The sequence below is a fragment of the Massilia sp. UYP32 genome, assembly GCF_050434365.1.
Classification (GTDB): Bacteria; Pseudomonadota; Gammaproteobacteria; order Burkholderiales; family Burkholderiaceae_D; genus Telluria; species Telluria timonae.
In genome coordinates this window covers 1-24,841 of the sequence record NZ_JBNDIK010000030.1, presented here as the reverse complement: position 1 = coordinate 24,841, position 24,841 = coordinate 1, and the positions used below count along the sequence as shown (strand labels likewise).

The 24,841-nt window shown below is 66.5% G+C and carries 27 protein-coding genes; 10 read left to right on the top strand and 17 right to left on the bottom strand.

Annotation, left to right across the window (positions count from 1 at the left end):
• Nucleotide 1: 1 nt before the first annotated feature.
• Nucleotides 2–502, bottom strand: coding sequence for a redox-sensitive transcriptional activator SoxR (gene soxR / locus ABIB42_RS21715; RefSeq protein WP_071360639.1), 501 nt, complete (start codon nucleotides 500–502; stop codon nucleotides 2–4).
• Nucleotides 503–568: 66 nt separating this feature from the next.
• Between soxR and ABIB42_RS21710 the strand changes: the two genes are divergently transcribed.
• Together ABIB42_RS21710 and ABIB42_RS21705 are read left to right on the top strand one after the other, a co-directional pair.
• Entirely contained in the window at nucleotides 569–880 is a 312-nt protein-coding gene (locus ABIB42_RS21710; RefSeq protein ID WP_429248980.1) for an antibiotic biosynthesis monooxygenase family protein, read from the top strand.
• Nucleotides 881–1,231: 351 nt separating this feature from the next.
• Nucleotides 1,232–1,489 carry a hypothetical protein gene (locus ABIB42_RS21705; RefSeq protein ID WP_143054452.1) on the top strand — a complete coding sequence of 86 codons (258 nt, stop codon included), beginning with the start codon at nucleotides 1,232–1,234 and terminating at the stop codon, nucleotides 1,487–1,489.
• A gap of 95 nt (nucleotides 1,490–1,584) precedes the next feature.
• On the opposite strand, the gene ABIB42_RS21700 is transcribed toward ABIB42_RS21705, so the two are convergent.
• Both ABIB42_RS21700 and ABIB42_RS21695 read right to left on the bottom strand, forming a co-directional pair.
• Complete coding sequence (locus ABIB42_RS21700) at nucleotides 1,585–2,925, bottom strand: MFS transporter (RefSeq protein ID WP_184238055.1); 1,341 nt, start codon at nucleotides 2,923–2,925, stop codon at nucleotides 1,585–1,587.
• Nucleotides 2,922–3,095: a hypothetical protein gene (locus tag ABIB42_RS21695; RefSeq protein ID WP_169331305.1), complete on the bottom strand. Its 174-nt coding sequence runs from the start codon at nucleotides 3,093–3,095 to the stop codon at nucleotides 2,922–2,924. The genes ABIB42_RS21700 and ABIB42_RS21695 overlap by 4 nt, the downstream gene beginning before the upstream one ends.
• On the opposite strand from ABIB42_RS21695, the gene ABIB42_RS21690 reads away from it, so the two are divergent.
• Nucleotides 3,079–5,208, top strand: coding sequence for a sensor histidine kinase (locus ABIB42_RS21690; protein WP_429248979.1), 2,130 nt, complete (start codon nucleotides 3,079–3,081; stop codon nucleotides 5,206–5,208). The genes ABIB42_RS21695 and ABIB42_RS21690 overlap by 17 nt on opposite strands.
• Nucleotides 5,205–5,816, top strand: coding sequence for a response regulator transcription factor (locus ABIB42_RS21685; RefSeq protein ID WP_184238050.1), 612 nt, complete (start codon nucleotides 5,205–5,207; stop codon nucleotides 5,814–5,816). The genes ABIB42_RS21690 and ABIB42_RS21685 overlap by 4 nt, the downstream gene beginning before the upstream one ends.
• A gap of 4 nt (nucleotides 5,817–5,820) precedes the next feature.
• Here the strand turns inward: ABIB42_RS21685 and ABIB42_RS21680 are convergent, their stop codons facing one another.
• Nucleotides 5,821–7,335 carry a PLP-dependent aminotransferase family protein gene (locus ABIB42_RS21680; RefSeq protein ID WP_005663179.1) on the bottom strand — a complete coding sequence of 505 codons (1,515 nt, stop codon included), beginning with the start codon at nucleotides 7,333–7,335 and terminating at the stop codon, nucleotides 5,821–5,823.
• Between the two features lie 146 nt (nucleotides 7,336–7,481).
• Here ABIB42_RS21680 and ABIB42_RS21675 point away from each other — a divergent pair, with 146 nt between their 5' ends.
• The gene (locus ABIB42_RS21675; protein WP_273027986.1) at nucleotides 7,482–8,030 is read left to right on the top strand and encodes an FMN-binding negative transcriptional regulator; all 549 of its coding nucleotides are present in this window, start codon (nucleotides 7,482–7,484) and stop codon (nucleotides 8,028–8,030) included.
• A 7-nt stretch (nucleotides 8,031–8,037) separates the two neighbouring features.
• On the opposite strand, the gene ABIB42_RS21670 is transcribed toward ABIB42_RS21675, so the two are convergent.
• The 3 genes from ABIB42_RS21670 to ABIB42_RS21660 all read right to left on the bottom strand — a co-directional run bounded on the left by ABIB42_RS21670 (nucleotide 8,038) and on the right by ABIB42_RS21660 (nucleotide 11,295).
• Complete coding sequence (locus ABIB42_RS21670) at nucleotides 8,038–8,661, bottom strand: DUF4142 domain-containing protein (protein ID WP_005663188.1); 624 nt, start codon at nucleotides 8,659–8,661, stop codon at nucleotides 8,038–8,040.
• Nucleotides 8,662–8,902: 241 nt separating this feature from the next.
• A complete protein-coding gene (locus tag ABIB42_RS21665) occupies nucleotides 8,903–10,561 on the bottom strand; it encodes an acid phosphatase (RefSeq protein WP_184238046.1) in 1,659 nt (552 codons plus the stop codon).
• Between the two features lie 263 nt (nucleotides 10,562–10,824).
• Nucleotides 10,825–11,295, bottom strand: a complete 471-nt coding sequence (locus ABIB42_RS21660; protein ID WP_005663193.1) for a GyrI-like domain-containing protein — start codon at nucleotides 11,293–11,295, stop codon at nucleotides 10,825–10,827.
• 104 nt (nucleotides 11,296–11,399) lie between these two features.
• Between ABIB42_RS21660 and ABIB42_RS21655 the strand changes: the two genes are divergently transcribed.
• Nucleotides 11,400–11,987, top strand: coding sequence for an O-methyltransferase (locus tag ABIB42_RS21655; protein ID WP_005663197.1), 588 nt, complete (start codon nucleotides 11,400–11,402; stop codon nucleotides 11,985–11,987).
• Nucleotides 11,988–12,106: 119 nt separating this feature from the next.
• On the top strand, nucleotides 12,107–12,736 hold the full coding sequence (locus tag ABIB42_RS21650; RefSeq protein WP_429248978.1) for a head GIN domain-containing protein: 630 nt from the start codon (nucleotides 12,107–12,109) through the stop codon (nucleotides 12,734–12,736).
• Between the two features lie 48 nt (nucleotides 12,737–12,784).
• On the opposite strand, the gene ABIB42_RS21645 is transcribed toward ABIB42_RS21650, so the two are convergent.
• The 8 genes from ABIB42_RS21645 to ABIB42_RS21610 all read right to left on the bottom strand — a co-directional run bounded on the left by ABIB42_RS21645 (nucleotide 12,785) and on the right by ABIB42_RS21610 (nucleotide 20,426).
• Nucleotides 12,785–13,111, bottom strand: a complete 327-nt coding sequence (locus tag ABIB42_RS21645) for a DUF4326 domain-containing protein (RefSeq protein ID WP_005663202.1) — start codon at nucleotides 13,109–13,111, stop codon at nucleotides 12,785–12,787.
• Nucleotides 13,112–13,140: 29 nt separating this feature from the next.
• Nucleotides 13,141–13,461, bottom strand: coding sequence for an ArsR/SmtB family transcription factor (locus tag ABIB42_RS21640; RefSeq protein ID WP_005663203.1), 321 nt, complete (start codon nucleotides 13,459–13,461; stop codon nucleotides 13,141–13,143).
• Between the two features lie 147 nt (nucleotides 13,462–13,608).
• Nucleotides 13,609–13,770: a cytochrome bd-I oxidase subunit CydX gene (gene cydX, locus ABIB42_RS21635; protein WP_005663204.1), complete on the bottom strand. Its 162-nt coding sequence runs from the start codon at nucleotides 13,768–13,770 to the stop codon at nucleotides 13,609–13,611.
• Between the two features lie 24 nt (nucleotides 13,771–13,794).
• On the bottom strand, nucleotides 13,795–14,952 hold the full coding sequence (gene cydB / locus ABIB42_RS21630; protein ID WP_273162946.1) for a cytochrome d ubiquinol oxidase subunit II: 1,158 nt from the start codon (nucleotides 14,950–14,952) through the stop codon (nucleotides 13,795–13,797).
• A 4-nt stretch (nucleotides 14,953–14,956) separates the two neighbouring features.
• Nucleotides 14,957–16,567 carry a cytochrome ubiquinol oxidase subunit I gene (locus ABIB42_RS21625; RefSeq protein WP_005663208.1) on the bottom strand — a complete coding sequence of 537 codons (1,611 nt, stop codon included), beginning with the start codon at nucleotides 16,565–16,567 and terminating at the stop codon, nucleotides 14,957–14,959.
• A gap of 34 nt (nucleotides 16,568–16,601) precedes the next feature.
• Nucleotides 16,602–18,290: an amino acid ABC transporter ATP-binding/permease protein gene (locus ABIB42_RS21620; RefSeq protein ID WP_429248977.1), complete on the bottom strand. Its 1,689-nt coding sequence runs from the start codon at nucleotides 18,288–18,290 to the stop codon at nucleotides 16,602–16,604.
• Nucleotides 18,287–19,984 carry a thiol reductant ABC exporter subunit CydD gene (gene cydD / locus ABIB42_RS21615; RefSeq protein ID WP_429248976.1) on the bottom strand — a complete coding sequence of 566 codons (1,698 nt, stop codon included), beginning with the start codon at nucleotides 19,982–19,984 and terminating at the stop codon, nucleotides 18,287–18,289. The genes ABIB42_RS21620 and cydD overlap by 4 nt, the downstream gene beginning before the upstream one ends.
• A 55-nt stretch (nucleotides 19,985–20,039) precedes the next feature.
• Nucleotides 20,040–20,426, bottom strand: a complete 387-nt coding sequence (locus ABIB42_RS21610) for a DUF2946 domain-containing protein (RefSeq protein WP_429248975.1) — start codon at nucleotides 20,424–20,426, stop codon at nucleotides 20,040–20,042.
• Between the two features lie 261 nt (nucleotides 20,427–20,687).
• Here ABIB42_RS21610 and ABIB42_RS21605 point away from each other — a divergent pair, with 261 nt between their 5' ends.
• Nucleotides 20,688–21,251 (top strand): GbsR/MarR family transcriptional regulator, encoded by a 564-nt coding sequence (locus tag ABIB42_RS21605; protein WP_429248974.1) that lies wholly within the window; start codon nucleotides 20,688–20,690, stop codon nucleotides 21,249–21,251.
• Between the two features lie 76 nt (nucleotides 21,252–21,327).
• On the opposite strand, the gene ABIB42_RS21600 is transcribed toward ABIB42_RS21605, so the two are convergent.
• Nucleotides 21,328–22,071, bottom strand: a complete 744-nt coding sequence (locus ABIB42_RS21600) for an ABC transporter permease (RefSeq protein ID WP_005663218.1) — start codon at nucleotides 22,069–22,071, stop codon at nucleotides 21,328–21,330.
• Nucleotides 22,037–22,972 (bottom strand): ABC transporter ATP-binding protein, encoded by a 936-nt coding sequence (locus ABIB42_RS21595; protein WP_005663220.1) that lies wholly within the window; start codon nucleotides 22,970–22,972, stop codon nucleotides 22,037–22,039. The genes ABIB42_RS21600 and ABIB42_RS21595 overlap by 35 nt, the downstream gene beginning before the upstream one ends.
• Before the next feature lie 465 nt (nucleotides 22,973–23,437).
• Here ABIB42_RS21595 and ABIB42_RS21590 point away from each other — a divergent pair, with 465 nt between their 5' ends.
• Both ABIB42_RS21590 and ABIB42_RS21585 read left to right on the top strand, forming a co-directional pair.
• Nucleotides 23,438–24,010, top strand: coding sequence for a hypothetical protein (locus ABIB42_RS21590; RefSeq protein ID WP_219862269.1), 573 nt, complete (start codon nucleotides 23,438–23,440; stop codon nucleotides 24,008–24,010).
• An 85-nt stretch (nucleotides 24,011–24,095) separates the two neighbouring features.
• Nucleotides 24,096–24,590: a DUF1203 domain-containing protein gene (locus tag ABIB42_RS21585; protein ID WP_005663222.1), complete on the top strand. Its 495-nt coding sequence runs from the start codon at nucleotides 24,096–24,098 to the stop codon at nucleotides 24,588–24,590.
• The last annotated feature ends 251 nt before the right edge of the window (nucleotides 24,591–24,841 follow it).

Below are 24,841 nucleotides of genomic sequence, written 5' to 3'. Positions count from 1 at the left end.
GTCATGGCGTCGGCTTGCTGGTGGAAACGGCATCATACCCCGCCTCGGCCGGACGATCGAGGAACACGGCGCCGGCGCTGTCCGCGCCGAGCGCATCGGCGGGGTTGCGCAACGGACAATCGGCGAGGGAAAGGCAGCCGCAGCCGATGCAGGTATCGAGTTCGTCGCGCAGTCGCTGCAGGCGCGCGATGCGCTCGTCGAGTTCCGCGCGCCAGCCGGCGCCGAGGACCCGCCATTCCTTTGCGCTGATCGTGCGCCCTTCCGGCAGCGCGGCCAGGTTTTCCCGGATCGTCTCGAGCGGGATCCCGGTGCGCTGCGCCACCTTGATGATGGCGATGTGGCGCAGCACTTCGCGCGCATAACGGCGCTGGTTGCCGTCGGTGCGCCAGCCCTTGATCAGGCCTTTCGATTCGTAGAAATGGATGGTGGAGACCGCCACGCCGCTGCGGCGCGCCACTTCGCCCACCGTCAGGGCTTTCTTGTCGGGATCGATCGTCGTCATTGCGCTTGACCTCAAGTTAAGTTGAGATTCTATACTTTTTTCTCGCTCCCATCACAACCGAGTGTCATGCACGCGATTTACTTTAAATGGAAAGTGGCTTCCGGTCGTGAGCGAGACTTCGAGCACGCCTGGCTGGAACTCACCGAACGCATACGCGATGAGCGCGGCGGCCTGGGGTCGCGTTTGCATCGGTGCGCTGACGGCCATTATTTTGCGTATGCCCAATGGCCGTCCGAACTCGTATGGGGTACGCAAGCCGAGCCTGATGCACGGATGGTCGAGTTGCGAAACCAGATGCGTGAATTCGCTGAACTTGTAGATGGCCCACTTCGGGGTGACGTCGTTGCCGACCTCCTGATATCGGTAGCTCCCGACTAAGGAAACACGCGGACGATCGCTTTCACAGGCGCCAGTGAACAGTTTGGGTCGGCTGCGGACGGTCGACTGCCATTGCCCGAAAGCCCTGCAGGCTCCGTTTTGCTTGTAGCCGAAGCATGCGGCCGTATAACTCGATTCCGCGACACCATTGAAATAGTTTAGAAAATCACCAGTTTGGTGCTGTACGGCCACAGGCATTCGCATGGCAAGAGGTGACCATGCGATCGAAAATGTACGCAATCAAGGCGCAGACCTGGCTAAACATCCGGCCCATGATGTTCGTCTGTTTGCCCCGCGTGAGCGGCGAGCCGGTCTATACGCTACAGCACGCAAACGAAAGTGATCTTCTAAGTGGATAACGAAAACAATGAGCCTTCCTCGAGTGCGAGTCTTGAGCCACAGGGTTGGAAAGACCGATATCGCTGGCTCGGCGTAGTGATAATGGCTGCGTTTGCAGGCTTCGCGCCGGTACCACCACCACCGAAACCACCACAAGAACTATCTGAATATGCGCAGATTGCCGAGGATCCGGATGGGCTGAAGTTGGATCCTGACCTCTATTTTTTGCAAAAGGAGCTTGATAAGGAAGAATCAAGCATAGATGCGTAACGATTGCGCATCAGGGAGTGGACGCCGCCGCCAGTCTTGCAGCCCGCATCTCGGGCGCGCCAATCCCGCTACCAGGACTGGCGCCTTTTTACGGCTCAATGCCCGCGCAACTCCGCATCGATCTTCGAATGCGCCGCCGTATCGCGCATGAACCAGCACACGATCAAGGTGCAGGCGATCACGCCGGTGACATACCAGTAGAACCCCGATTCCAGGTTCACCGACTTGAACCACAACCCGACGTACTCGGCCGTGCCACCAAAGATCGACACCGCGAACGCATACGGCACGCCGACGCCGGTGGCGCGGATCGAGGCCGGGAACATCTCGGCCTTCACCAGCGCGTTGATCGAGGTGTAGCCCGAAACGATGATCCACGCGCAGGCGATCAGTCCAAACGCTTCCCACGGCCCGCTGGCGTGGCGGATGGCCGTCAGCAGGGGCACGGTGAAGATCGTGCCGAGCAGCGCGAAGCCCACCAGCAGCGGACGGCGGCCGATGCGGTCCGACAGCGCGCCGTACAGCGGCTGCAGGCACATGGCGAACAGCAGCGAGGCCGCCGAGACGGCGGTCGTTTGCGCGTCGGTCAGGCCCACCGACAGGCGCAGGAACTTCTGCATGTAGACGGTGTAGACGTAGAACGCCAGGGTGCCGCCCATGGTCAGGCCGACCACCAGCAGCACTTCCTTCGGATGCTGCGCCAGCTGCTTCAGGCCGCCCATCGGCTTGGCCTTCTTGCGCGCCTTCTCGAACGAATCGGTCTCCGGCATATCGTGACGCATCATCAGGGCGATCAGGGCCAGCAAGGCGCCGCACACGAAGGGGATGCGCCAGCCCCAGTCACGCAGCTGGGCGTCGGTGAGCAGGAAATGCTGCAGCACCAGCAGCAGCACCAGGGCCAGCAGCTGGCCGCCGATCAGGGTCACGTACTGGAAGCTGGCGTAAAAGCCGCGCCGCTTCGAGTCCGCCATCTCCGACAGGTAAGTCGCGCTGGCGCCGTATTCGCCGCCCAGGCTCAGGCCTTGCAGCAGGCGCGCCAGCAGCAGGATGCAGGGCGACAGGATGCCGGCGGTGGCATAGGTCGGCGCGCAGGCGATCAAGAGCGAGCCGGCGCACATCAGCAGCACCGACGCCATCAGGGCCACCTTGCGGCCGTGACGGTCGCCCAGGTGGCCGAACAGGATGCCGCCGATCGGGCGCACGAAGAAGCCCAGGGCGAAGATACCGGCGGTCGACATCATCTGGGCAGTGGGGTCCTGGGCCGGGAAGAAGGAATTGGCGAAGTACAGGGCGAACGCCGCGTAGCAGTAAAAGTCGAACCACTCGACCAGGTTGCCGGCCGAGCCGACGAAGATGGCGCGCAGGCGCGCGCCGGAAATAGGTTCGGCGGCCACCGGCTTGGCGCCGGCGACCGGATTGCTGATGGTTGTTGTCATTGGGTGTCTCCTCGATCAGAGATCTCATTGTCGGCACCGGTAGAAGCCGGCACATCCGCAATATTGGCGCGCGCTCCTCCGTAAAAATACGGAGAAGCCGGCGCGACGTTCATACAGCTGCTATCGTTGGCGCTTTTGGCCAGGGACTCTTCGATGTCATCCTTGTTCAAGCGACATCTCTGGCGCAAGCTGCTCGCCGTGGCGGGCGCGCTGGCCCTGATCTTCGCCGCCGGCTGGTTCGCCGAGCAGCGCGAGCTGCAGGCCAAGATGGAGGCGCTGCGCCAGGCGACGGCGGCGCACGTGCTGGGCCTGCGCGGCCTGGTGGAAAAGCACGACTTTTTGCCGCATGCGGCGGCGCGCCATCCCGACGTGCACCACCTGCTGCAGGCGCCCCACGACGCGGCCCTGCAGGCGCGCGTGAACGCCTATTTCGCCGACCTGCAGACGACGACCGGCGCCACTGCGCTGTTCCTGATCGATCGCGCCGGCCTGACCATCGCCTCCAGCAACTGGAACCTGCCATCGAGCTTCGTCGGCGAATCCTACCGCCAGCGTCCTTATTTCGAAGATGCGGTGGAGGGCCACCGCGGGCTGTTCTTCGGCCTGGGCCTGACCACCGGCCAGGCCGGCCTGTTCATCGCGGAGCCCGTCCGCAGCGGCAGCGACGTGATCGGCGTCATGGTCGTCAAGATCAGCCTCGACCAGCTGGAGCAGACGTGGCGCCATGGCGCCAATCCGGTGGTCCTCAGGGACAGCCGCGGCGTGGTGTTCCTGAGCGGCGTGCCCGAGTGGCTGTTCAAGAGCGTCGGGCCGGTATCCGCGCTCGATGCGGCCTGGATCGCGGACCACGGCCAGTACGGCGCGCGGCGCCGCTTCGACGTCCTGCCCTGGACGGTCCGGGTGCGCGACGACGTGCCGGGATTCGTCCTCAGGACCAGCACCGGCGGAAAGGCGCGCGACTATCTTGCGCTGGATACGCCCTTGCCCGGCCTGGGCTGGACCCTGACGGTCCTTGAAGACATGCGCGAGGTGCGCGAGGCGCGGCGCCTGGCGCTCGCGCTGGGCACGCTGGCGATGGCCCTGCTGCTGCTCGCCGTACTGTACTGGCGCCTGCGCGAGCGGCGCTATGCCGAGCAGCAGTCGGCCCGGGTCGAGCTCGAGCACCGGGTCGAGGAGCGCACCCGCGACCTCCAGCAGGAATACGCTTTCCGCAAGGCGATGGAGGATTCCCTGCTGGTCGGCATGCGCGCGCGCGACCCGGAGGGCAAGATCATCTACGTCAACCCCGCCTTCTGCGCCATGGTCGGCTACAGTCCGGGCGAATTGCTCGGTTGCCGGCCGCCGTATCCGTACTGGCATCCGGACGACCTCGAAAAACACGAGCGGGACAGCGACGACGCCCTGCTCGGACGCGCCGCGCCGCACGGCTTCGAATCGCGCATCCGCCACAAGGACGGGCACGACGTGCTCACCATGGTATACACGGCGCCCCTGATCGACGCCGACGGCGTGCACCGCGGGTGGATGAGTTCGATCGTGGACATCACCGCGCAAAAGCAGGCCGAGGCGCGCCAGCGCGACCAGGAACTGCGCCTGCAGCGCAGCGCGCGCCTGGCCAGCGCCGGCGAGATGGCCTCGACCCTGGCCCACGAGCTCAATCAGCCCCTGATGGCGCTGTCCAACTTCGCAATCGCTTCGCGCGCCCTCGCCGCCAGGGGTGACGCCGCCATGCTGACCGGCGCGCTCGACGACATCGTCGAGCAATCGCGGCGCGCGAGCGAGATCGTCAAGCGCGTGCGCGCCATGATCAACCCGCAGCGCGCCGACTACGCCACCCTCGTCATCGGCGCCGTGATCGACCACGTCGAAGCGCTGCTCAGGCCCGAGCTGAGCGGCCAGGGCGTGCTGCTGCGGGTGATGCTGGAAGACCCCGCGGTGAAAATCCGCGGCGACCAGGTCCTGCTCGAGCAGGTGCTGGTCAACCTGATCCACAATGCGGCCCAGGCCATGCACGAGCAGCCGCGCCATCGCCGCCGCATCGTGCTGGCCACCTGCCGTGTCGCGCAAGGTGTACGCATTGCCGTCAGCGACCAGGGGCCGGGCATCCCGCCGGAGCAGCTGGAACAAATCTTCGCCCCCTTTTTCACCACCAAGCCCGACGGCCTTGGCCTGGGCCTGAACATCTGCCGCACCATCGTCGAAGCCCATGGCGGCTCGATGATGGTCGCGAATGACGCGGATGGCGGCGCCACGTTCTCATTCATTCTTCCCATAGTCCAATGAAAGATTCACCACTGACCCCGCCACTGACCCTGTATGTCGTCGACGACGACGAAGCCCTGCGCCGCTCGATGCTGCTCCTGCTGTTTTCGCAGGGGCTGGCGGTGCAGGCTTTCGAGTCCGGCGAAGCCTTCCTCGAGGCCGTCGACCCGAGCCAGCCGGGCTGCGTGATCCTCGACCTGCGCATGGGCGGCATGAGCGGCCTGGCCGTGTTCGAGCGCCTGCGCGCCGAGCACAGTCCGCTCGTGACGGTGTTCCTGTCCGGGCACGGCGACATCCCCATGGCGCTCGAGGCGGTGCGCAGCGGCGCCTGGGACTGGGTGGCCAAGCCGGACACCCAGCAATTGCTGGACAAGCTGCCCCACGCCATCACGGAGGCCCGCGCGCGCGGCCACGCGAGCCGGCTGTGGGAAGAATTGACGCCGCGCGAGCGCGAAGTCGCGCGCCTGGTCGGCCTGGGCCAGCCCAACAAGGAGATCGCGCGGGTGCTGGTGCCGCCCTGCGGCCCGCGCTCGGTCGAGACCCACCGCGCCAACATCTTCCACAAGCTGGGGTGCGCCAACGACAACGAGCTCGGAAGGTGGCTGGCGGCCTATCCCTGGCTGCGATAGGCGCTTATTTTCCCGGCCACTGGCCCTCGATCACCCGCGCCAGCGCCTCGACGCCCTGCCGGATCGCCTCCGGCTGCACCGCCGAAAAGCCGAGCAGCAGGCCGGGCGCCACCGCGCAGGCGGGCGTGGCGGCGGCGTTCGCGTAATACCCGAGCGGGCGCAGCTCGATGCCGGCTTCCAGCGCCGCCTGCGCGACGCGCGCTTCATCCGGGATGCGCCCCTTGCGATCCGGCCTGAAATGGGTGCACAGGTCGAGTCCCACGTCGGCCGGCCCGTACGTCAGGCGCTCGCCGAGCCGGTGTTCCAGCGCCGCCATCAGGACCGCGCGCCGTTCGGCATACGCCTCGCGCGTGCGCCGGATATGGCGCATGAAGTGTCCTTCGGCGATGAAGTCGGCCAGCACCGCCTGCGGCAGCATGGCGTGGTGCATGTCGACCACCGCCTTGGCGCGCGCCAGCGGCTCGGCCAGCGCCGGCGGCGCCACCACATAGCCCAGGCGCAGCGCCGGAAACAGCACCTTCGACAGGGTGCCGACGTAGACCACGCAGCCGGCGCGGTCAAGGCTCTGCATCGAGGCCAGCGGCGCTCCGGTGTAGCGGTATTCGCTGTCGTAGTCGTCCTCGATCACCCAGGCGCGCCTGGCCGCGGCCCAGCGCAGCAGCTCCAGCCTGCGCGCCAGGCTCATGGTCGCGCCCAGCGGCAGCTGGTGCGACGGCGTCGCGAACACCATGCGCGCATCGGGATAGTGGCGCGCGCCGTAGGCCACGTCCATGCCCTCGTCCGTCACCGGAACGGTGCGGATGCGCGCGCCGGCCACCAGCATCGGCGCGCAGGCGCCCTGGTAGCCGGGCGACTCGACCCAGACTTCGTCGCCCGGCGCCAGCAGCAATTGCGTGAGCAGGTACAGCGCCTGTTGCGAACCCGAGGTGATGACGATCTGCTCCGGCGTGCAGACCACGCCGCGCGAGGCGCGCAGGTAGGCGCACAGCAGTTCGCGCAGCGGGGCGTAGCCGTTGGCGGGGCCATAGCCAAGGTAGGGACCATGATCGGGGCCGCGCTGCGCATGGCGCAGGTGGCGCGCTTCGAGCTTGCGCCACAGGTCGAAGGGGAACAGGTCCAGGCCCGGCATGCTGGGGCGGAAGGCGCGCACCGGACCCTCGTAGAGACGGCGCGTTCCCATGGCTTCCGCCAGCGCCGCGCCGCGCTCCGGCAGCGCGCGCAGCAGCCCCGGCGCCGCTGGCGCCTGGCGTGCCAGCGGCAAGGCTGCGTCGACGAAGGTGCCCTGCCCCACGCCGCCGCGCAGATAACCTTCGCTGGTGAGCTGGTCGTAGGCCGCCAGCACGGTCTGGCGCGACACGCCGAGCTGCCGGCACAGGTCGCGCGTGGCCGGCAGGCGCGCGCCGGGCGCCAACGCGCCGTGCAGGATCGCGTCCTTCAGACGGGCGTACAACTGGCGAAACAGCGGCACGTCGCTGCTGCGATCGAGCGACGCGCTGGCGATCAGGTCATGGACATGCATGGCGGACGGCGAAGAATTGGTATGCCCATCTTCCATGGAATTGGCTATTTCAGCAAGCCAAAGCAGGGCCTACGATAGGTCCTGGACACGAGCGCTCTGTCGCCAATTACCTCACCACCGAAATCGTCATCCTGGAGAACCCCTAGATGTACTGCCCTGCCCGCTTCATGCAATCCGAATCCGCCCCGATGCACGCCCTGGTCGCCGACCATCCGCTGGGCATGCTGGTCACGCAGCAGGGCGGCATGCCGGACGCCGATCACCTGCCGTTCGAACTGCTGGTCGAGGAAGGCGTGCTGCGCGCCCACGTGGCGCGCGGCAATCCGGTGTGGCGGCGCGCCGGGCAGCGGGTGCTGGTGGTGTTTCGCGGGCCGTCCGGCTATGCGACGCCGGACCGCATCGAAAAAGCCGAGACCGGCGGCCGGGTGGTGCCGACCTGGACCTACAACGTCGTGCACGTGCACGGTACGCTGCGCGCGATCGATGACCGCGACTGGCTGCGCGCGCTGGTCGAGCGCCAGACCGACCGCCAGGAAGCGGCGCTGCCGGATCCGTGGTCGGTCGACGATGCGCCGCCCGACTATACGGCCAGGCTGCTGGCCGCCATCGTGGGCATCGAGATCGTCATCGACCGCATCGAGGGCAAGTGGAAAAGCGAGCCGCCGCCGCGGGTGGCAACGGCCCAGCTCGCTTGAGAACTGCTTAGTGGCTGGAACCGGTATGGCCCGCGCCCGAGCTGCCGGTGCTGCTCGACTTGCCTTGCGCCAGTTGCTCTGCATGCTTCAGGTGCTCCTGGACGACCGGGATCATCTTGTCGACCTGGCCCTTGACTTCCGGATCCTTGGCGCCCTTCGAAGCCGCCTGCAGCTTGGTCAGCGTTTCCTTGTGGGCGCCGACGCCGCCCTGCTTGACGTAGGCCTTGTCGAAGGCGTCGCCGCTCATTTTCTCGAGCTTGGCCGACATGGCCTTGTGCTTGGCGTCGAGCTCGGTCGGCAGGGTCACGCCCTTCGACTGGGCCAGGGTCTGCACCTCGGTCAGCGCCTTGCCGTGGTCGTCGACCATTTTCTGCGCGAAGGCCTTCACCTCGGCGTTCTGGCTCTTGCTTTGCGCCAGCTTGCCCATTTCGACTTCGGCCATGTTCGACATGCCCATGTCCATGATCGCCTTGCGGTCGGCGCTGGTCAGCTTGGCGTCGCTGCTGGCGGTGGCGGCAGTGCTGCTGGCGCCCGATTGCTGGCTGGTCTGTGCCTGCGCGCCGACCGCACCGAACATGGCCGCCGCGACCGACACGGCCATCAGGCGCTTGAGGATCTGATTCTTTTGCATGTTGCTCTCCTGTCTGAAATAGAAGGGGCTATGCACCGGCACGATGCCGGCGCCCTGGCCTGATTGTTGTAGTCGGATCGCCCGCCTCATCAATGCAAAATCCATTGATTGTCAACGAAACAATCTCGAGTCTGCCGAGTGTATCGCCGCGTGTTCAAGACCAGCGCGCGTTAGCCGACAAGCAATTTCAGAACAAAAAAGCCAGCCCGGACAGGCTGGCTTTCGAGGAAAGCAGCTGCGATCAGCGGAAGCTGAGCGTCGCCGTCAGGTCGCCCGGCGGCCGCGCGCCGCGCGCTTCGAAGGCGGCGTTGCGGGAAGCCAGGCCCTCGAGCAGCGGCAGGCCGTGCAGGCGCGTGATGAAGCGCAGGATCGAGGTCGTGTCGTAGAAATTGTGGTCGACCGCGCCGCGCTTGGCGTGCGGCGACACCACGATCGCCGGGATGCGCGAGCCCGGACCCCAGCGGTCGCCCTGCGGCGGCGCCACGTGGTCCCACCAGCCGCCGTTCTCGTCGAAAGTGATCACCACCACCATGTCCTTCCACTGCGGCGACTTCTTCAGGTGCTCGATGATGTTGGCCACGTGGGCGTCACCCGACTCGATGTCGGAGTAACCTGCATGCAGGTTCAGGTTGCCCTGCGGCTTGTAGAAGGCCACCGCCGGCAGCTTGCCGGCGACGATGTCGGCGATGAACTTGTTGGAGATCGGGCTGTCGCCCAGGCCGCCGTCGCGCAGGTGTTCCGCGCGTTCTTTCGTGCCCGGCGCGAACTGCTTGAAGTAATTGAACGGCTGGTGGTGGTACTGGAAGTTCGGGCGCTCGCCGGCGCCGCGGCCGTCGAGCGCCGCCTGCATGCCGCCGCCGTACCAGGCCCAGCTCACGCCCTTCCTCGACAGCAGGTGGCCGATCGTGTCATAGGTCTGCGGCGGCAGGGTCGACGCGTCAAGCGGGTCGGCGTGCAGCGGGTCGCCGTCGAAGGCCGGCCGCACCCAGCTCGGCTGGTACGGCGGCGCCATCGTGTTGACGGCGTAGCCATCGGGCGTCATCGCGCCGTTGCGCACGAACTTCGGCTTGCCGTCCAGCGCCGAGGCCGGCGAATCGGGGGCCAGCGCCAGGCGCACGCCCTGCGGGCCGTCTTCCAGCACCGCGATCTTGTTCTTCGCCGCCGTCTCGGCCGCATTGAAGTATTCCGGCACGCGGCCGCTGATCAGGAACTGGTGGTTCAGGTAGGAGCCGCCGAAAGCCGCCATGAAGAAGTTGTCGCACAGGGTGAACTCGCGCGCGATCTGGTACAGGCCCAGGTTCTTCGACGTCTCGCCGTAATACCCCATCACCATGCCGCCGGCGTCGGACCAGGCCGCAAAGCCGTCGTTACGGCCGCCATTGATCTGCATCTGGTTATGGTAGAACTGGTGCACCAGGTCGCGCGTGATGACGCCTTCCGGCAGCGGCTTGCCTTCCGCGTCCGTCAGCTTGTACGGCGCGTTCGGCAGGTTGGCCGACTGGGCTTCGGTGGTGATGTAGTCCTTGCCGCCGATGTTCTGGCGGCCCGGCACCACGCCGCCCCAGGCCTTGGGCAGGGTCGGCAGGATCGAGCCGTCGCGGTCGCGTTGCTGGACGCTGGCCGCCGGCACGCTCGCCAGCGGCACGGCCAGGCCGGGGAAGTCGGCGAACAGGTTGTTGAAGCTGCGGTTTTCCAGGTAGATCACGACCACGTTCTTGACGTGGGCGCGCAGCTTGGCGTCGAGCGAACCCTTGGCAACAGGCTTCGCAGGGGCTGCGACCGCATTCGTCACACCGGGCAAGGTGGCGGCGCCGACCGCGGCGGCGGCCTGGAAGATGCGCCTGCGCGCGGGATTGTCTGGCTGGATGGACGCTTCGGGTCCCTGGTCTCGATCGTGCACGAATTGCTCCTATTGCTGTCGGCGTGGCAGCCGCAAAGGAAGTATTATCCGCGCAATTTACAATTAGAAACAATCAGAAACAAATAAAGTGTGATTCGTCAAAGAGCCGTCACATTTTATAGGCACAATGCAAGTGCTCCTAGGGAAGGGCACTCGGCGGTGCAAACCGCCCTACCGGCGCCGGCGGTCGGGAAACATACCGGCACCAATTTCTTGAATGCAGGCCCACATGTGTGGGCCTGCATTTTTTCTTGCTTCCTGCTTCAGCCGTATAACGGAACCAGGATGTCGTACGCATTGTCTGGACGCGCATCGTCGTCGACCGTCGGCGTATAGCGGCGGTCGTAGCGCTCCAGGCGGATGCCGTCCTCGTCTTCTTCCATGCCCAGCTGTTCCATGGTCGCGATGCCGGTGACGGTGCTGGCCTGGGCGTGCACCATGGGCCCGCGATGGGTCATCAGGGCGTAGCGGCGTTCCGGGATGCGGATGCCGATCATGCCGGGAGGGAGGTTGTTCAGGTCTGCGACTTCGACGGCGATGCACTCGAGTTTCACGCCGCCATATTGCGGCATGCGGACGCCATAGTGCAGGCCATCGGTCTTGCCCAGTTCCCCCTCGCGGGCGAGGAAGGATTTCCAGATTGCTGGCAACTCCGTTTCCAGAACCGAGGCGGGCCCTGCGACAGGCAGCCCGGCGAGCTTCATTTCAGGTAGTGTAACGGTTGAGATGTGCATGATAGTGGCTTGCTGATGGACGAAAAGATTATAGCCTTATCTCTTCGACAAGATTAGCATCCACGCAATCGTGCGGATCGATTTCTCGTGTCAAAAGGAGAACAATGTTGCCTACCTCACTCAAAGCCCTGCTGAAAGAGCTCGAAACCCTCGGCGTCAATCATGACGCGGCCCCCGCCAACCGTGCGCGCCGCCTGCTCAACATCACCCACGACACCGGCGAATTCCTGGCCGTGCTGGTGCGCGCCATGGGCGCCCGCCGCGTCCTCGAGATCGGCACCTCGAACGGTTATTCCACCTTGTGGCTGGCCGACGCCGCGCAAGGCATCAACGGCAGCGTCACGACGGTCGAGCTGTCGGCCGACAAGGTCGCTATGGCGCGCGAGAATTTTGCGCGCGCGTGTTTACAGGATCGCATCGTGCAGGTCGAAGGCCAGGCCGCCGACTTCCTGGCCAGCAGCGCCGACGAATCGTTCGACTTGATTTTCCTGGATTCCGAACGCAGCGCCTACCTCGGCTGGCTGCCGCAGATCGAACGCATCCTGCGTCCGGGCGGGCTGATAGTGGTCGACAACGCCACGTCGCACGCCCAGGAACTGGCGCCGTTCATGCAGGCGCTGCGCTGCGCGTCCGGCTGGAGCACCAGCCTGGTCCCGGTCGGCAAGGGCGAGTTCCTGGCGACGAAGCATTGATTCCGCTTGGTTCCGACCCTCGTGCAGTTCAGGCACGGTTTTGTGCAGTCCATCGCACGGGGCGCGCCAGGTAAAGACGCGCTCCCTAGAATGGCCTCATCAACTTACCGGAGACCACCATGAAACGCGCAGCCATCGCCGCCCTTCTCACCCTTGCTTCCCTGTCGGCCCAGGCCGCCGAGCAGGTGCGCAACGTCACGCCGTTCAAGACCATCGATGCGCGTGGCCCGGTCAGCCTGGTGGTCGAGGTGGGCAAGGCCCATTCGGTACGGGTCGAAGGCAACCAGAAATTCATCGAGCGCGTCACGACCGAAGTCGTGAACGGCGAGCTGCGCCTGGGCTTCGAGGACAAGAACACGAACAACATCAATATCAAGGACGGCGAGCGGGTCGTCGTCACCATGCCCGAGCTCGCCAGCTTCCGCGGCGAAGGCGCCGGCCTGATGGTCCTGAATAACGTTCGTGGCGAACACTTCGACGTCAACTACCGCGGCGCCGGCAGCCTGCAGATGAACGGCCGCGTAGGCCACCTGCGCCTGAACGCCGAGGGCGTGGGCGAAGTGGTGGCCAAGGACCTGGTGGCCCAGGATGCCGACGTGACGTTCCGCGGCATCGGCGAAGTGTCGGTGCATGCCAAGAACCGGCTCAACGCCAGCGTGCAGGGCCTGGGCAACCTCACTTACTACGGCAAACCGCAATCGGTCAGCCGTTCGGTGTCGGGCATCGGCAACGTGACCGCCGCGAAATAACGCCGCACAATCAGTCCAGTAGGGTTGGCAGCTACGCTGCCGACGCGGCTAGTCGTTGACCAATTCAAGTAACACCTGCGCGTGGCATGGCCCGTCGAGCCGGCACCAGCAAGCCAGGTTGTGTCCGCGCAGGATGCTCTGCGCCTCTTGCGCCAGCTGGCGGCCGTCAGGATCGTCGCTCAGCCAGCGGCGGTAGGCCGCCACCGCCTGTTCCACCGTGGGCATCGCCACGTAGCGCCCGACCGGCGTGCCCGGCGCCACATCGGGCAGCACCGAAAATGGATTGCCCCAGCGGCCCGGACGCGCCACCGAAATCGTGTTCGGCGGCATGCGCCAGCCTTTCTTGCGACTGAGTTGCACGCGGTATGGCGTCATTGGCTTTCCTCATGATTGGCTCGAAGCCATCATACCGGGGCCAGGCGCTCCTGCATCGACTGCACGCCAGCGCTGCCGCAAGTGGACGCGAGGAACTCCATCAAGCGCTGCAGGGTCTCCAGGCGCGCCGCATAGATGATGTAGCGGCCCTGCTGGCGCGGCGACACCAGGCCCGCATGGGTCAGCTCCTTCAAATGGAAAGACAATGACGAGGCCGGCATTTCGAGGGCGGCGGCGATATTGCTGGCGGACTGGCCCTGGGGACCGGCCTGCACCAGCAGGCGGAAGGCGGCGAAGCGCGATTCCTGGGCGAGCGCGGCAAGCGCCGCGATGGCGAGATTGGTTTGCATGCGAACAGTACTCTTTCGATTCAAGGGCCAGCGCATCGATGCTGTAGCCACGGTTCGAATACTGTCGAAAGACTTTGACAAGGTGATGACAATCGGTGGCGAGAAGCGCGCGCCTGGGCCTTCACAGGCCCCGGCGCGCGCCGTCCGTCAGGCGCGCTTGCGCAATGCCTCCTGCACCGGCTCGGCAACCGGCAGCACCGACGGATTCTTCTGCCTGGCGGCATCGTCCATCAGTTCATACCACATCGCGTTCAGCACGCCGAACGCCGCTGCCAGCGGCAGTCCCAACAACCAGGCGAAATACCACATGATCGGTTTCCTTTCTTTCTTCGATTAGTAGGCGTGGCCCTTGCCATCGCGGATCTCGGTCGGATTCACCTTGCCCCACAGGACCTTGTAGACCCAGCTGGTGTAGGCGATGATCAGCGGCAGGAAGATGCAGGTAGAGACCAGCATGATGAACAGGGTCAGGTGGCTCGACGACGAATCCCACACCGTCAGGCTGGCCTGCGGCTGGATCGACGACGGCAGGATGAAGGGGAACATCGAGGCGCCCACGCTCAGCACGATGCCGGCGATCGACAGGCTCGAGGTCAGCATCGCCACGCCTTCCTTGCGCTTGAGCAGCGCCAGGTAGGTCAGCAGCGCGCCGACGATGCCGGCGCCTGGGGCCAGCTGGGTCCACGGATGGGCCGCATAGTTGGCGAACCAGGCGCCGGCGACATCCGCCTGCACGGTCTTGAACAGCGGGTTCGATGGACCGGTCGTCACCAGCTCGCCCGTGACGCGGTAGCCGTCGACCACGTTCCACAGCAGCACGCCGGCCATGGCGTACAGCACCACGGTGGCGAGCGCCGCGCGGATGCCCCAGGCGCGCGAGCGGCTGGCCACCAGGCCATCGGTCTTGAGCACCAGCCAGGCCGCGCCATGCATCACCAGCATCGCCACCGACACCAGGCCGCACAGCAGCGCGAACGGGTTGAGCAGGCCGAAGAAGCCGCCTTCATAGAAAATCTGCATGTCGGGTTCGATACGGAACGGCACGCCCTGCAGCACATTGCCCATGGCGACGCCGAAGATCAGCGCCGGCACGAAGCCGCCGACGAACAGGGCCCAGTCCCAGGCCGCGCGCCATTGGGTGCTGTCTCGCTTGCTGCGGTACTTGAAGCCGACCGGACGCAGGATCAGCGCCAGCAGCACGGCCGCCATGGCGAGATAGAAGCCCGAGAACGAGACCGCGTACAGCTGCGGCCAGGCGGCGAAGATGGCGCCGCCGCCCAGCACCAGCCAGACCTGGTTGCCTTCCCACACGGGGCCGACGGTGTTGATGACGACGCGCCGTTCGAGGTCGGTCCTGGCCACGAAAGGCAGCAGGGCGCCGGTGCCGAGGTCGAAGCCGTCGGTCACGGCGAAGGCGAGCAGCAGGACGCCCAGCAGCACCCACCAGATGACACGCAGGGTGTCGTAGTCCAGAAGCATGTGAAGAATCATGTTTTTACTCCGCAGTGATCATTGGCGCAGTGCGCATCGCCGGCGTGGCGCCGACCAGGGGGCTGTGGCTGCCCGGGGCGTGTTCGGTCTCGAGCTCGGGGCCTTTCCTGATCGCCTTGAGCATCAGCTTCATCTCGACCACGATCAGGATCGAATACAGCACCACGAAGCCGAGCAAGGTGGCCAGCACGGTCTGGATGCCGATGTTCGACACCGCGACCGCGGTCGGCAGCACGCCTTCGACGGCCCACGGCTGGCGGCCCAGTTCGGCCACGATCCAGCCGGCTTCGGCGGCGATCCACGGCAGCGGGATCGACCACACGGCCACCTTCAGCAGCCATGGATACGCGTCCAGGCGGCGCCGCGCCGATAGCCAGAAGAACACGGCAGTGAGCACGATGAAATAGATGCCGAGACCGACCATCACGCGGAACGACCAGAACAGCGGCGCCACTTGCGGCACGGTGTCGTTGGCGGCCTGCCTGATCTGCGCCTCGGTGGCCTGGCGCGGATCGTCGACGTAGCGCTTGAGCAGCAGCGCATAGCCCAGCACCTTGCTGTTCTCTTCGAACTTCGCCTGCAGCTCGGCCGGCACCGGGCCCTTGCCGCCGAGCGCGCGGATCTGCTCCAGCGCGTCATAGGCCAGGATGCCCTGGCGCACGCGCACCTCGGCCAGCTTGACCAGGTCGTTGATGCCCGGGATCTCGCTGGAGATCGAACGGGTGCCGATCAGGCCCATGACCCAGGGGATGTGGATCGCGTAATGGGTCTCGCGCGCCGCCTGATCCGGGAAGCCCACCGCGGTGAAGGCGGCCGGCGCCGGCTGGGTGTCCCACATGGCTTCGATCGCGGCCAGCTTCATGTGCTGGTGCTCGGTGGCCAGGTAGCCGCTTTCGTCGCCCAGCACCACCACCGACAGCGAGGCGGCCAGGCCGAACGAGGCGGCCACCGTCATCGAGCGCTTGGCCAGCTCGGCATGACGGCCCTTGAGCAGGTACCAGCTCGATACGCCGAGCACGAACAGCGCGGCGACCACGTAGCCGGCCGACACCGTGTGCACGAACTTGGCCTGCGCCACCGGATTGGCCAGCACCGCGCCGAAATCCGTCACCTCCATGCGCATGGTCTGCGGATTGAGCGACGCGCCGACCGGGTTCTGCATCCAGCCGTTGGCGATCAGGATCCACAGCGCCGAGAAGTTGGTGCCGATGGCGGTCAGCCAGGTCACGACCAGGTGCTGCACCTTCGACAGGCGGTCCCACCCGAAGAAGAACAGGCCGACGAAGGTCGCTTCGAGGAAGAACGCCATCAGGCCTTCGATGGCCAGCGGCGCGCCGAACACGTCGCCGACGTAGTGGCTGTAATAGCTCCAGTTCATCCCGAACTGGAACTCCATCACCAGGCCGGTGGACACGCCGATGGCGAAGTTAATCCCGAACAGCACGCCCCAGAACTTGGTCATCTGGCGCCAGATCGGGCGGCCGGTCATCACGTACACGGTTTCCATGATGGCGATGACCATCGACAGCCCCAGTGTCAGGGGTACGAACAAAAAGTGGTACAGCGCCGTGAGGGCGAACTGTAGTCGGGAGAGCCCGACGACGTCGAGATCCATGGTGAATCCTTTCTTATTAGTGAATCAATGGTGTTTAGTCGTGGCGCAGCGCCAGCAGCGCTGCGTCGAATCCTCGTGTCCCGCGCCGGTGGTCGGCGACCAGGCGCCCTTCCCGCATCACCAGCAGCCGATCGGCAAGCGCGGCCTCGCGCCGCAGATGGGTGGCCAGCAGCACGGTGCGGCCGTGCGCATGACGCGCCAGGCGCGCCAGCACGTCGGCGGCGGTGGCGGCGTCGAGCGCCTCGGTCGGCTCGTCCAGCAGCCAGAAATCGGCCCGGCGCAGCAGCAGCCGCGCCAGCGCCAGGCGCCGCGACTGCCCGCCCGACAGGCCCAGGCCGCCCTCGCCCAGCGGCGTGTCCAGGCCGCGCGCCAGCATGCGCACGTCGACCTCGAGCCCGGCGGCGCGCAGCGCGTCCCACAATTGCTCGTCGCCCGCCTGCGGATCGGCCAGGCGCAGGTTGTCGCGCAGGCTGTCCTGGAACAGTTCGGTGCGCTGGGTCAGCCAGGTGGCGGGGAGCGCCCTCACCTGCCCGGCGCACGGCGCCAGTTCGCCGGCGACGAGGCCCAGCAAGGTCGACTTGCCGGCGCCGCTGGCGCCGACCACGGCAACCCGGTCGCCGCGCGCGATGCGCAGGCTGACCTCGTGCAGCGCTGCGCCCTCGCGGCCCGGATGCACGACGCTGGCGTCGCACAGCAGCAGCGCTTCGTCGTCGCCCGGCGCGCCGACGGCGATGGCGTCATCGGCTTCCTGTCGCAGCCGGGGACCGACGCGGCGCGCCGCCAGCCAGCTGCGGCCGGCCTCGATGGCGCCGCGGCGCATCGCGGCGAACGGTTCCAGCGCGGCCAGCGCGATCAGCAAGACCAGCGCCGCCGCCGGTGCGCTCAAGGCCTGGTGCTGCGCGAGCGCAGCCACTGCCAGCAAGGTCGCCGCCACGGTCAGGTGGCCGCCGACCGCATAGGTCCAGCCGGCGCCGGTCTCGAGCCGGTGCAGCGCAGCGTCGGCGCGCGCCAGCCTGTCGTCGACCTGCGCCAGGCGCGCGCACTGGGCCGGCAGGCGGCCGGCCATGGCCAGATCGGTCTGGCCGGCGACCAGGTCGATCGCCTGGGCCCGCAGCCGTTCCAGCGCGCGCGCCCGGCGCAGCGCCAGTGGACGGGCAAGACGCGCGACAAGGGCAGCCACACCCCAGCCGAAGGCCAGCAGCCAGGCGAACATCGCCAGCCCGAGGCGCCAGTCGAGGTTGGCCAGCACCACGCCGGCCAGCAGCGCCGCGCCGAGGGCGGCGATGGCCGGCACGACCAGGCGCAGATAGATCGATTCGAGCGCGTCGATGTCGCCGGTCAGCCGGAACAGCAGGCGCGCAGGACGGCGCAGCAAGGCGCGCGCCGCCTGCGGGCCGGCCCAGCCGCGAAACAGCCGTTCGCGCAGCGCGGCCAGCACGCCCAGGGTGGCGTCGTGGGTCACCATGCGCTCGGCGTAGCGGCCGAAGGTGCGGCCCAGCGCCAGCAGGCGGATCGCGGCGCTCGGCACGAAGACATTGAACATGACCATGCCGCCCGCCAGGCCGGCCAGCGCGGTGGCGGTGATGAACCAGCCCGAGGTGCCCAGCAGCGCCATCCCGGCCAGCACCACCAGGGTAGACAGGAAGGCGCCCAGCGCCAGGCGGCGCCCGCCCGTTTTCAGGAACAGGGCAAGGACCGGTTGCAGGTCGTGACGAGGTTTCATGCCGCGCTCCGTTTGGTGAAGGGTTCGCCGATGCGCACCACGCGCTTCATGCGCGCGGCCAGGGCCAGGTCGTGGGTGGCGACGATCAGGGTGCGGCCCTGGGCCAGCGTTACCAGCGCGTCGATCACGCCGGCGGCGGTGTCGCGGTCGAGGTGGGCGGTGGGTTCGTCGGCCAGCAGCAGGCCGGCATGCGGCGCGCACACCGCGCGCGCCAGCGCCAGGCGCACCAGCTCGCCGCCCGACAGGCCGAGACCGCCCTCGCCCAGGCTGTCGCCCGGTGTGGCATGACCCACGTGGCCCAGGCCGGCGCGGCGCACGGCGGCGCCGACGGCCTCGCTGTCGATGCCGTCGCGCTCGAGCGAGACATTGGCGCGCACCGAGCCCGAAAACACGTGCGGCTTCTGGCCGATCCAGGCCATGCGGGCGCGCAGGTCGGCCGCCGACTGCGCATCGAGTTGCACGCCGCCGATGCGCACCGCGCCGCCATTGGCGGGCGCAAGGCCGGCGATGACCGACAGCAGCGTGGTCTTGCCGCTGCCGCTGGGGCCGACCAGGGCCACGTGCTCGCCGGCGCGGACGTACAGGTCCTCGCCATCGAACAGCGGCGCTTCGCCGGGATGCTGGAATACCAGACCTTCAATATCGACCGACGGCGCGACCGACGGCGCGACCGATGCGCGGCCGGCGCGCAGCTTGCACTGCGGCGCCAGCGCACCTGGCAGCGCCAGGCCGGCGTGCTGCAGCTGCTCGAGTTCCTTCAGCGCCGCCTCGCCCGAGGCCTTGTCGTGCCACACGGCCGCCAGTTCGCGCAGCGGCTCGAAGAAGGCGGGCGCCAGCAGCAGGATGAACAGGCCTTCGGCCAGGGAGAGGCGCACGCCCCAGCTTCCGGGACCGATCTCGCCCAGCAAGTGAAAGCCGACATAGACGGCGACCAGCGCCACGCCCAGCGCCGAGAACAGTTCCAGCGCGGTGGAAGACAGGAAGGCGATGCGCAGCACGCGCATGGTGCTGGCGCGCACGCTTTCGGCGGTATCACGCACGCGCTGCGCGGTGGCGTCCACTGCTCGAAGCGCGCGCAGCGTCGACAGGCCGCGCAGGCGGTCGAGCAGGAAGCCACTCATGCCGCCGATGACTTGCAGCTGCGCTTCGCTGGCGGCCTTGGCGCGCCAGCCGATGACGGCCATGAAGACCGGGATCAGGGGCGCGGCCAGCACCAGGATCAGGGCGGCGGTCCACGAGAAATAGAGGACGACGAGCGCGATCGCGGGCGGCGCCAGCATCGTGCGCATGCGCGCCGGCTGGTAGCGCACCAGCCAGGGCAGCACGGCCTCGGCCTGCTCGGCCAGTGCGCTGGCGGCGCGGCCGCTGGCCAGGCGTTCGCGGTCGAGCGGCGAGCGCGACGCCAGGGCCTGCGCCGCCTTGCTGCGCAATGTGGCCAGGTGCCGGCGCGAAGCCGCGAACAGGCGGCGCGCGCCCCAGGCTTCGCTGCTGGCGCGCAGCACGCCCAGTGCCAGGAAGCCGCAGGCCGGCGCCAGCATGTCCGCCAGGCCGGCGCCATGGGCCAGCTGCTGCACGGCATGGGCCAGCAGGGCCGCCTGTGGAATCCACAGCAGCGCCGCCGCGCTCATCACGAAGGTGGCGCTGCGGGTGGATGGGACGAGCGTGGCCGGGCCACGGCCTTGACGGCGAAGCATGGTGGTTCTCCAGACGATTGAGGGGTGCGGCGGCTGGCCGCGCGGTGAAACCGGGTCAGGCGGCCAGTGGCGGCGCCCTGCTGCGGTGGTCGCTGAGGAAGGCCGAAGCAGGCCGCAGCGCCGGCCCGTGGGGGTGCAGGATGCGTCCGAGCGGGGCGTCCAGCAGCACCAGGCTGCCCGGAGGATGGGCAATGATGGCCAGGTCATCCTGCGACAGGCATGCCGGGCAATGCATGCCGGGGTGGACGGCCTCGTCGCCGGCGGCACCGGCGGTATCGAGGTCGAGCGCCACCAGCCTGGCGCCGACCGACAGGCAGACATCGATCCAGGTCTTGCCCTGATGGGTCGTCAGGTTCGATGCAAGGGACGGTGCAAGCATGCCCCACAGCATCGCCAGGGCGGCGAGCCAGAGGATGATGGAGCGGTTGCGTTGCGCGTTCATGGTGTTCAGTCCTGCGGTGAAGCAGATGCCTTGATCTACGTTATTTCTGACTTACGCCAAACTTTCTAAACATTCTGAATTTTCAGAAGTTAGTGAAATTATGCACTGAAACTTCAAGTTTGTCTGGAAAGGAGAGTGACTTTGTCGGGAATTACTCATGTGTTGACAGCCTCCTGCACCACGATGGTGAAGGCAGTCCGTGTGCGTGTCGTGGGACCGTGGGATAATCCACCTTTCAAAAGCATCGAAAAGTTCTCAACCATGACGCCACTCGTCCAAACATTCGTGAGTCACTTCGGTGAGATGGGCAGCCGCTGGGGCATCAACCGCACGGTGGGGCAGATCTATGCCCTGCTCTTCGTCACCGAAGAACAATTGCACGCCGACGACATCGGCGAGAAGCTCGGCATCTCGCGCTCCAACGTCAGCATCGGCCTCAAGGAATTGCAGTCCTGGGGCCTGGTGCGCCTGTCGCGCATTCCCGGCGACCGGCGCGAGTATTTCACCTCGCTCGGCGACGTCTGGGAAATCTTCCGCGTGGTCGCGGCCGAACGGCGCCGGCGTGAAGTGGCCCCGACCCTGTCGGTGCTGCGCGAATCGCTGATGGCCAACGCCAATACACCCGAAGACCAGTTCGCCCAGGAGCGCATGCGCGAGATGCACGAGCTGGTCGACCTGGCCAATAACTGGTTCGACGACCTGCAGCGCCTGTCGCCCGAGTCGATGTCGCAGCTCATGAAAATGGGTTCCAAGGTGCAGAAGCTGCTGTCGGCCAAGGACCGCCTGTTCGGCGCGGTGGCGGCCAAGGAAGCAAGGGACGAATAGCGCGGGAGAGGTACGGTCGATGTCGTATCGAACTGCAGCGTGCGCTCGGCACGGGGCCTGATGGTCTCTGCCGGTATCAGGCGGGCTGGCGCCGTCGCCCGGCCCACCAGACACTCAGCGCAAACAAGGCGACGCCGCCGGAGAGGCCGAATGTCAGCGCCGTGTCGCGTAATTCCAGGTCGCCGCCGTTAGACGCCATGATGGGATAACTCCACGGGAAGAGGCGCCAGTATTCGGAACTGCCGAGCTGGATGATGCCCATCGTGGCGCACACGCCCACCGCCAGCGGCAAGACGATGTTCTGGCTTGCCCAGCTCAGGGAATGCTGGAGGACGAGTATCGGCAGGCTGGCCAGCAACGCCGCCAGGAGGGCGCCGGCCATCGACCATGCGGGCTGGACCAGTACATTGCCATCCGATAGCAGCGCGGCTGCACCGGTTGCCAGCAGCAGCAAGGAACAATGGGCGATCGCCAGCATCGCCAGCGCCAGGAGCAGCTTGGCCACGTACAGCTGGCGCGCGCTGACCGGCAGCGTGAGCATCAGACGCCAACCATGCTGGCGGTGTTCGGCGCCGTTGACGAGGGCCGTGCACAGCGCCAGATAAAGCGGCAACATGAAGTAGCACCACAATGCCCGGTTGCCCATCCAGAAGCTGCTCCAGGCGGCGGGACTGATACCGTCCCACCCGGCTTGACGCAACAGCATGCCGGTATTGAGCAGCACGACCATCAGCGGGCAGGCCAGCATGACCATCAGCGCCAGCGATCGGCGCGCCTTGAGTATTTCAAGCCGGAACAACGTCAAGAGCATCGCTAGCATCTTTCTCGAAGGTCAATTCATGAAACCAGTGCTCCAGCGTCGGTCTATGGAATACGGACTGGTACAGCGTGATCCCTTCCCTGACCAGGACTGCGTTCAGCTTCGCGCTGTCATGGGCGTCGATCGGCGTCACATCGACGCGACGCGCGTCAATGACGCGCGCCGGATATCCGTGACGGACCAACACAGCCTGGGCACCGGGGCTGTCGCCCACTTCCAGCGTCAGGCTTCCGGTCTGGCTTGCCGCGAGTTGTCGCACCGATCCCTGGTGAACCACCTGGCCCCCGTGCAGCACGGCCACATGCGTGGCGATTTTTTCCACCTCGTCGAGCTGGTGGCTGGACAGGAACACCGTGCAGCCGGTTTGCGCAGGTAGACTGGCCAGCAATTTTCGGATATCCCGCATGCCTTGCGGATCCAGGCCGTTGCCTGGCTCGTCCAATATCAGCAGGCGCGGTTGGCCGAGCATCGCATGGGCCAGCGCCAGTCGTTGGCGCATGCCAAGCGAATAGCCGGCGATGCGCTCGCCAGCGCTGGCAGCAAGGCTGACGACCTCGAGTACGCGCGCGCTTTCGGTACGGGGCAAGCCCTTGATGCGGCGCCCAATCTCGAGAAATTCTTTCGCCGTCAGGTTGGGATAGAGCGCAGGCGAGTCGACCATGCAGCCGACATCGCGCAACACAGCCGAGCGCTCCACATCGATGGCGCGACCGAGAATGCGCACCGAGCCGCTGTCAGCTGCCAGGAGCCCGGTCAGAATACGAATCGTGGTCGATTTGCCTGCCCCATTATTACCCAGGAAAGCGAACACGCTCCCGGCAGGGACCTGCAGAGAGAGTTGACGTAATACGTTGCGCTGTCCCAGCCGTTTGTCGACCCCGACCAGTTCGATGACGTTCATGCGGTGCAGGCTTGCGCGGCGGTAGTAGGGTGCTCGGTAGTCAATGGAGGATGACGGTAATTGTTGTTCAATCGTGATATCCGCGAGGTTGTCCGGTATCGCAGGCTGGTGTCGCAGGCTGGCGTCGCGGACTTGCCTGCAATTGGTACGGCATTCGCCGCCCCCCCCCGGCGCCCGGCGCCACCGTGGACCCGCCCGCAGAGGGTGCATCTGTCCGGTGCCAGGCCACGACCGCACCGGCTGTTTCGTGAATGCTTCCCCCTGGGACCTTATCGCCCTCGCATGCCGGAAGACACTATCAAATATGACAGGATGTTTGATCAGCGAGCTCAGGCAAACTCCTGAGGTGCATTGTCTTCTCGCGAGAGGGCGCGTCAGTACGTCGTGACAGCGCGCGCTGATAGCCGTGCTCGCCGTTTTCGCATGCGCGGCTAGACTGGGGTTTTGATTACCAGACCACTGTCCATGAACATTGTCTGTATCGCCTGGGGCTCGCTGCTGTGGAAGCCCCAGGGTCTCAAGCTGGCATCAAGCTGGCATCCCGGCGGCCCACCGCTTCCCCTCGAATTCGTGCGCCAGAGCGACGACAGCCCCGAGCTGGCGCTGGTGCTGTGCGAGAGCGCGCGCCTGGCGCCGACCTACTGGGCCTATCTCGCCACCGACGATCTCGACGAAGCCCGCGCCATGGTGCGCGAGCGCGAGAAGATCACGCTTGAACGGCCCGAATGGATCGGCAGCATCCCGGCGGTCGATGGCGCGCAGGAGGATCCCCGTATTGCGGCCTGGCTGCGCGCCAGGCGCATCGACGCGGCGGTGTGGACCGCCGTGCCGCCGAAATTCGATGGCCAGAATGGGCGGGTGCCGACGGCCGACGAGGTCGTGACATGGCTGGACAGCTGCACCGGCGAACGGCGCGCGGCGGCCGAGGACTACATCCGCCGCACGCCGGCCCACATCGATACCCTTTATCGGCGCGCCATCGAGACGCGGCTGGGATGGCGGCCGCTGCGCGAGGCGCACGTCACCCAGGCGCGCTGAAACGATTCGACAGCAAGAAACGAAGCGCGAACCCGGCGGGTTTGCGCGAAGATCCCGGCGTCTCCACTTTCACCGCGACGCCGCCATGACCACGCCCTCGTCTTCCCTTTTCCCGATCCGGATCGTCCCGCTGGCGGACGCCTTTCTCGCGCGCGTGCGCGCCGGCGCCGACGACCAGGGCCAGCCCGTGGAGCGCCACGTCGCCCGGGGCGGCGAACCGCTGCGCGACTGCCTGCGCCGCGCCCTGCCCGGCGAAGCGATCCTGCTGGCCAGTTATTGCCCGTTCACCGTCGCGGGGCCGTACAGGGAATACGGGCCGGTCTTCGTCTCGGCGTCCTCACAGCCTGCAGCGCGCCTCGACACGCTGCCGCTCGATGGCGAGCAGCCCTATCTGGGCGCCGGCTTCGTGTTGCGGGCTTATTCGGTGGATGAGCGGATCGTGGATGCGAAGTTGAGCTCACCAAAGGCCGCAGAAACCGATTTACAGGCTTTCCTGGCACGCGATCAAGTTGCTTTCGTGCTGGTCCGCTTTGCTGCATATGGCTGTTTTGCGTTGCGTGTCGCACGCAGGTGGAAGTAATGCAGCTCCGGATTCGCGGGTCCAAGGTACTCAAGCATCTGTCAGACTACGACCTGTCGAATCGTTCTGCCGGGCCATGGTCAGAACCTCGCGGAGATTCATTCGCAAGTAATCCGTGTTACCGACATATCCCCCAAGCGCTTCCTCGGCACGTTTCCCCCCGGTGTCAGAATAGTTGTCGCGTCACCTGATGAAGTAAATACCAACCGGGGACGGGCAAGAGAGATCGTGTGAAGCAGTATTCAGCAGAA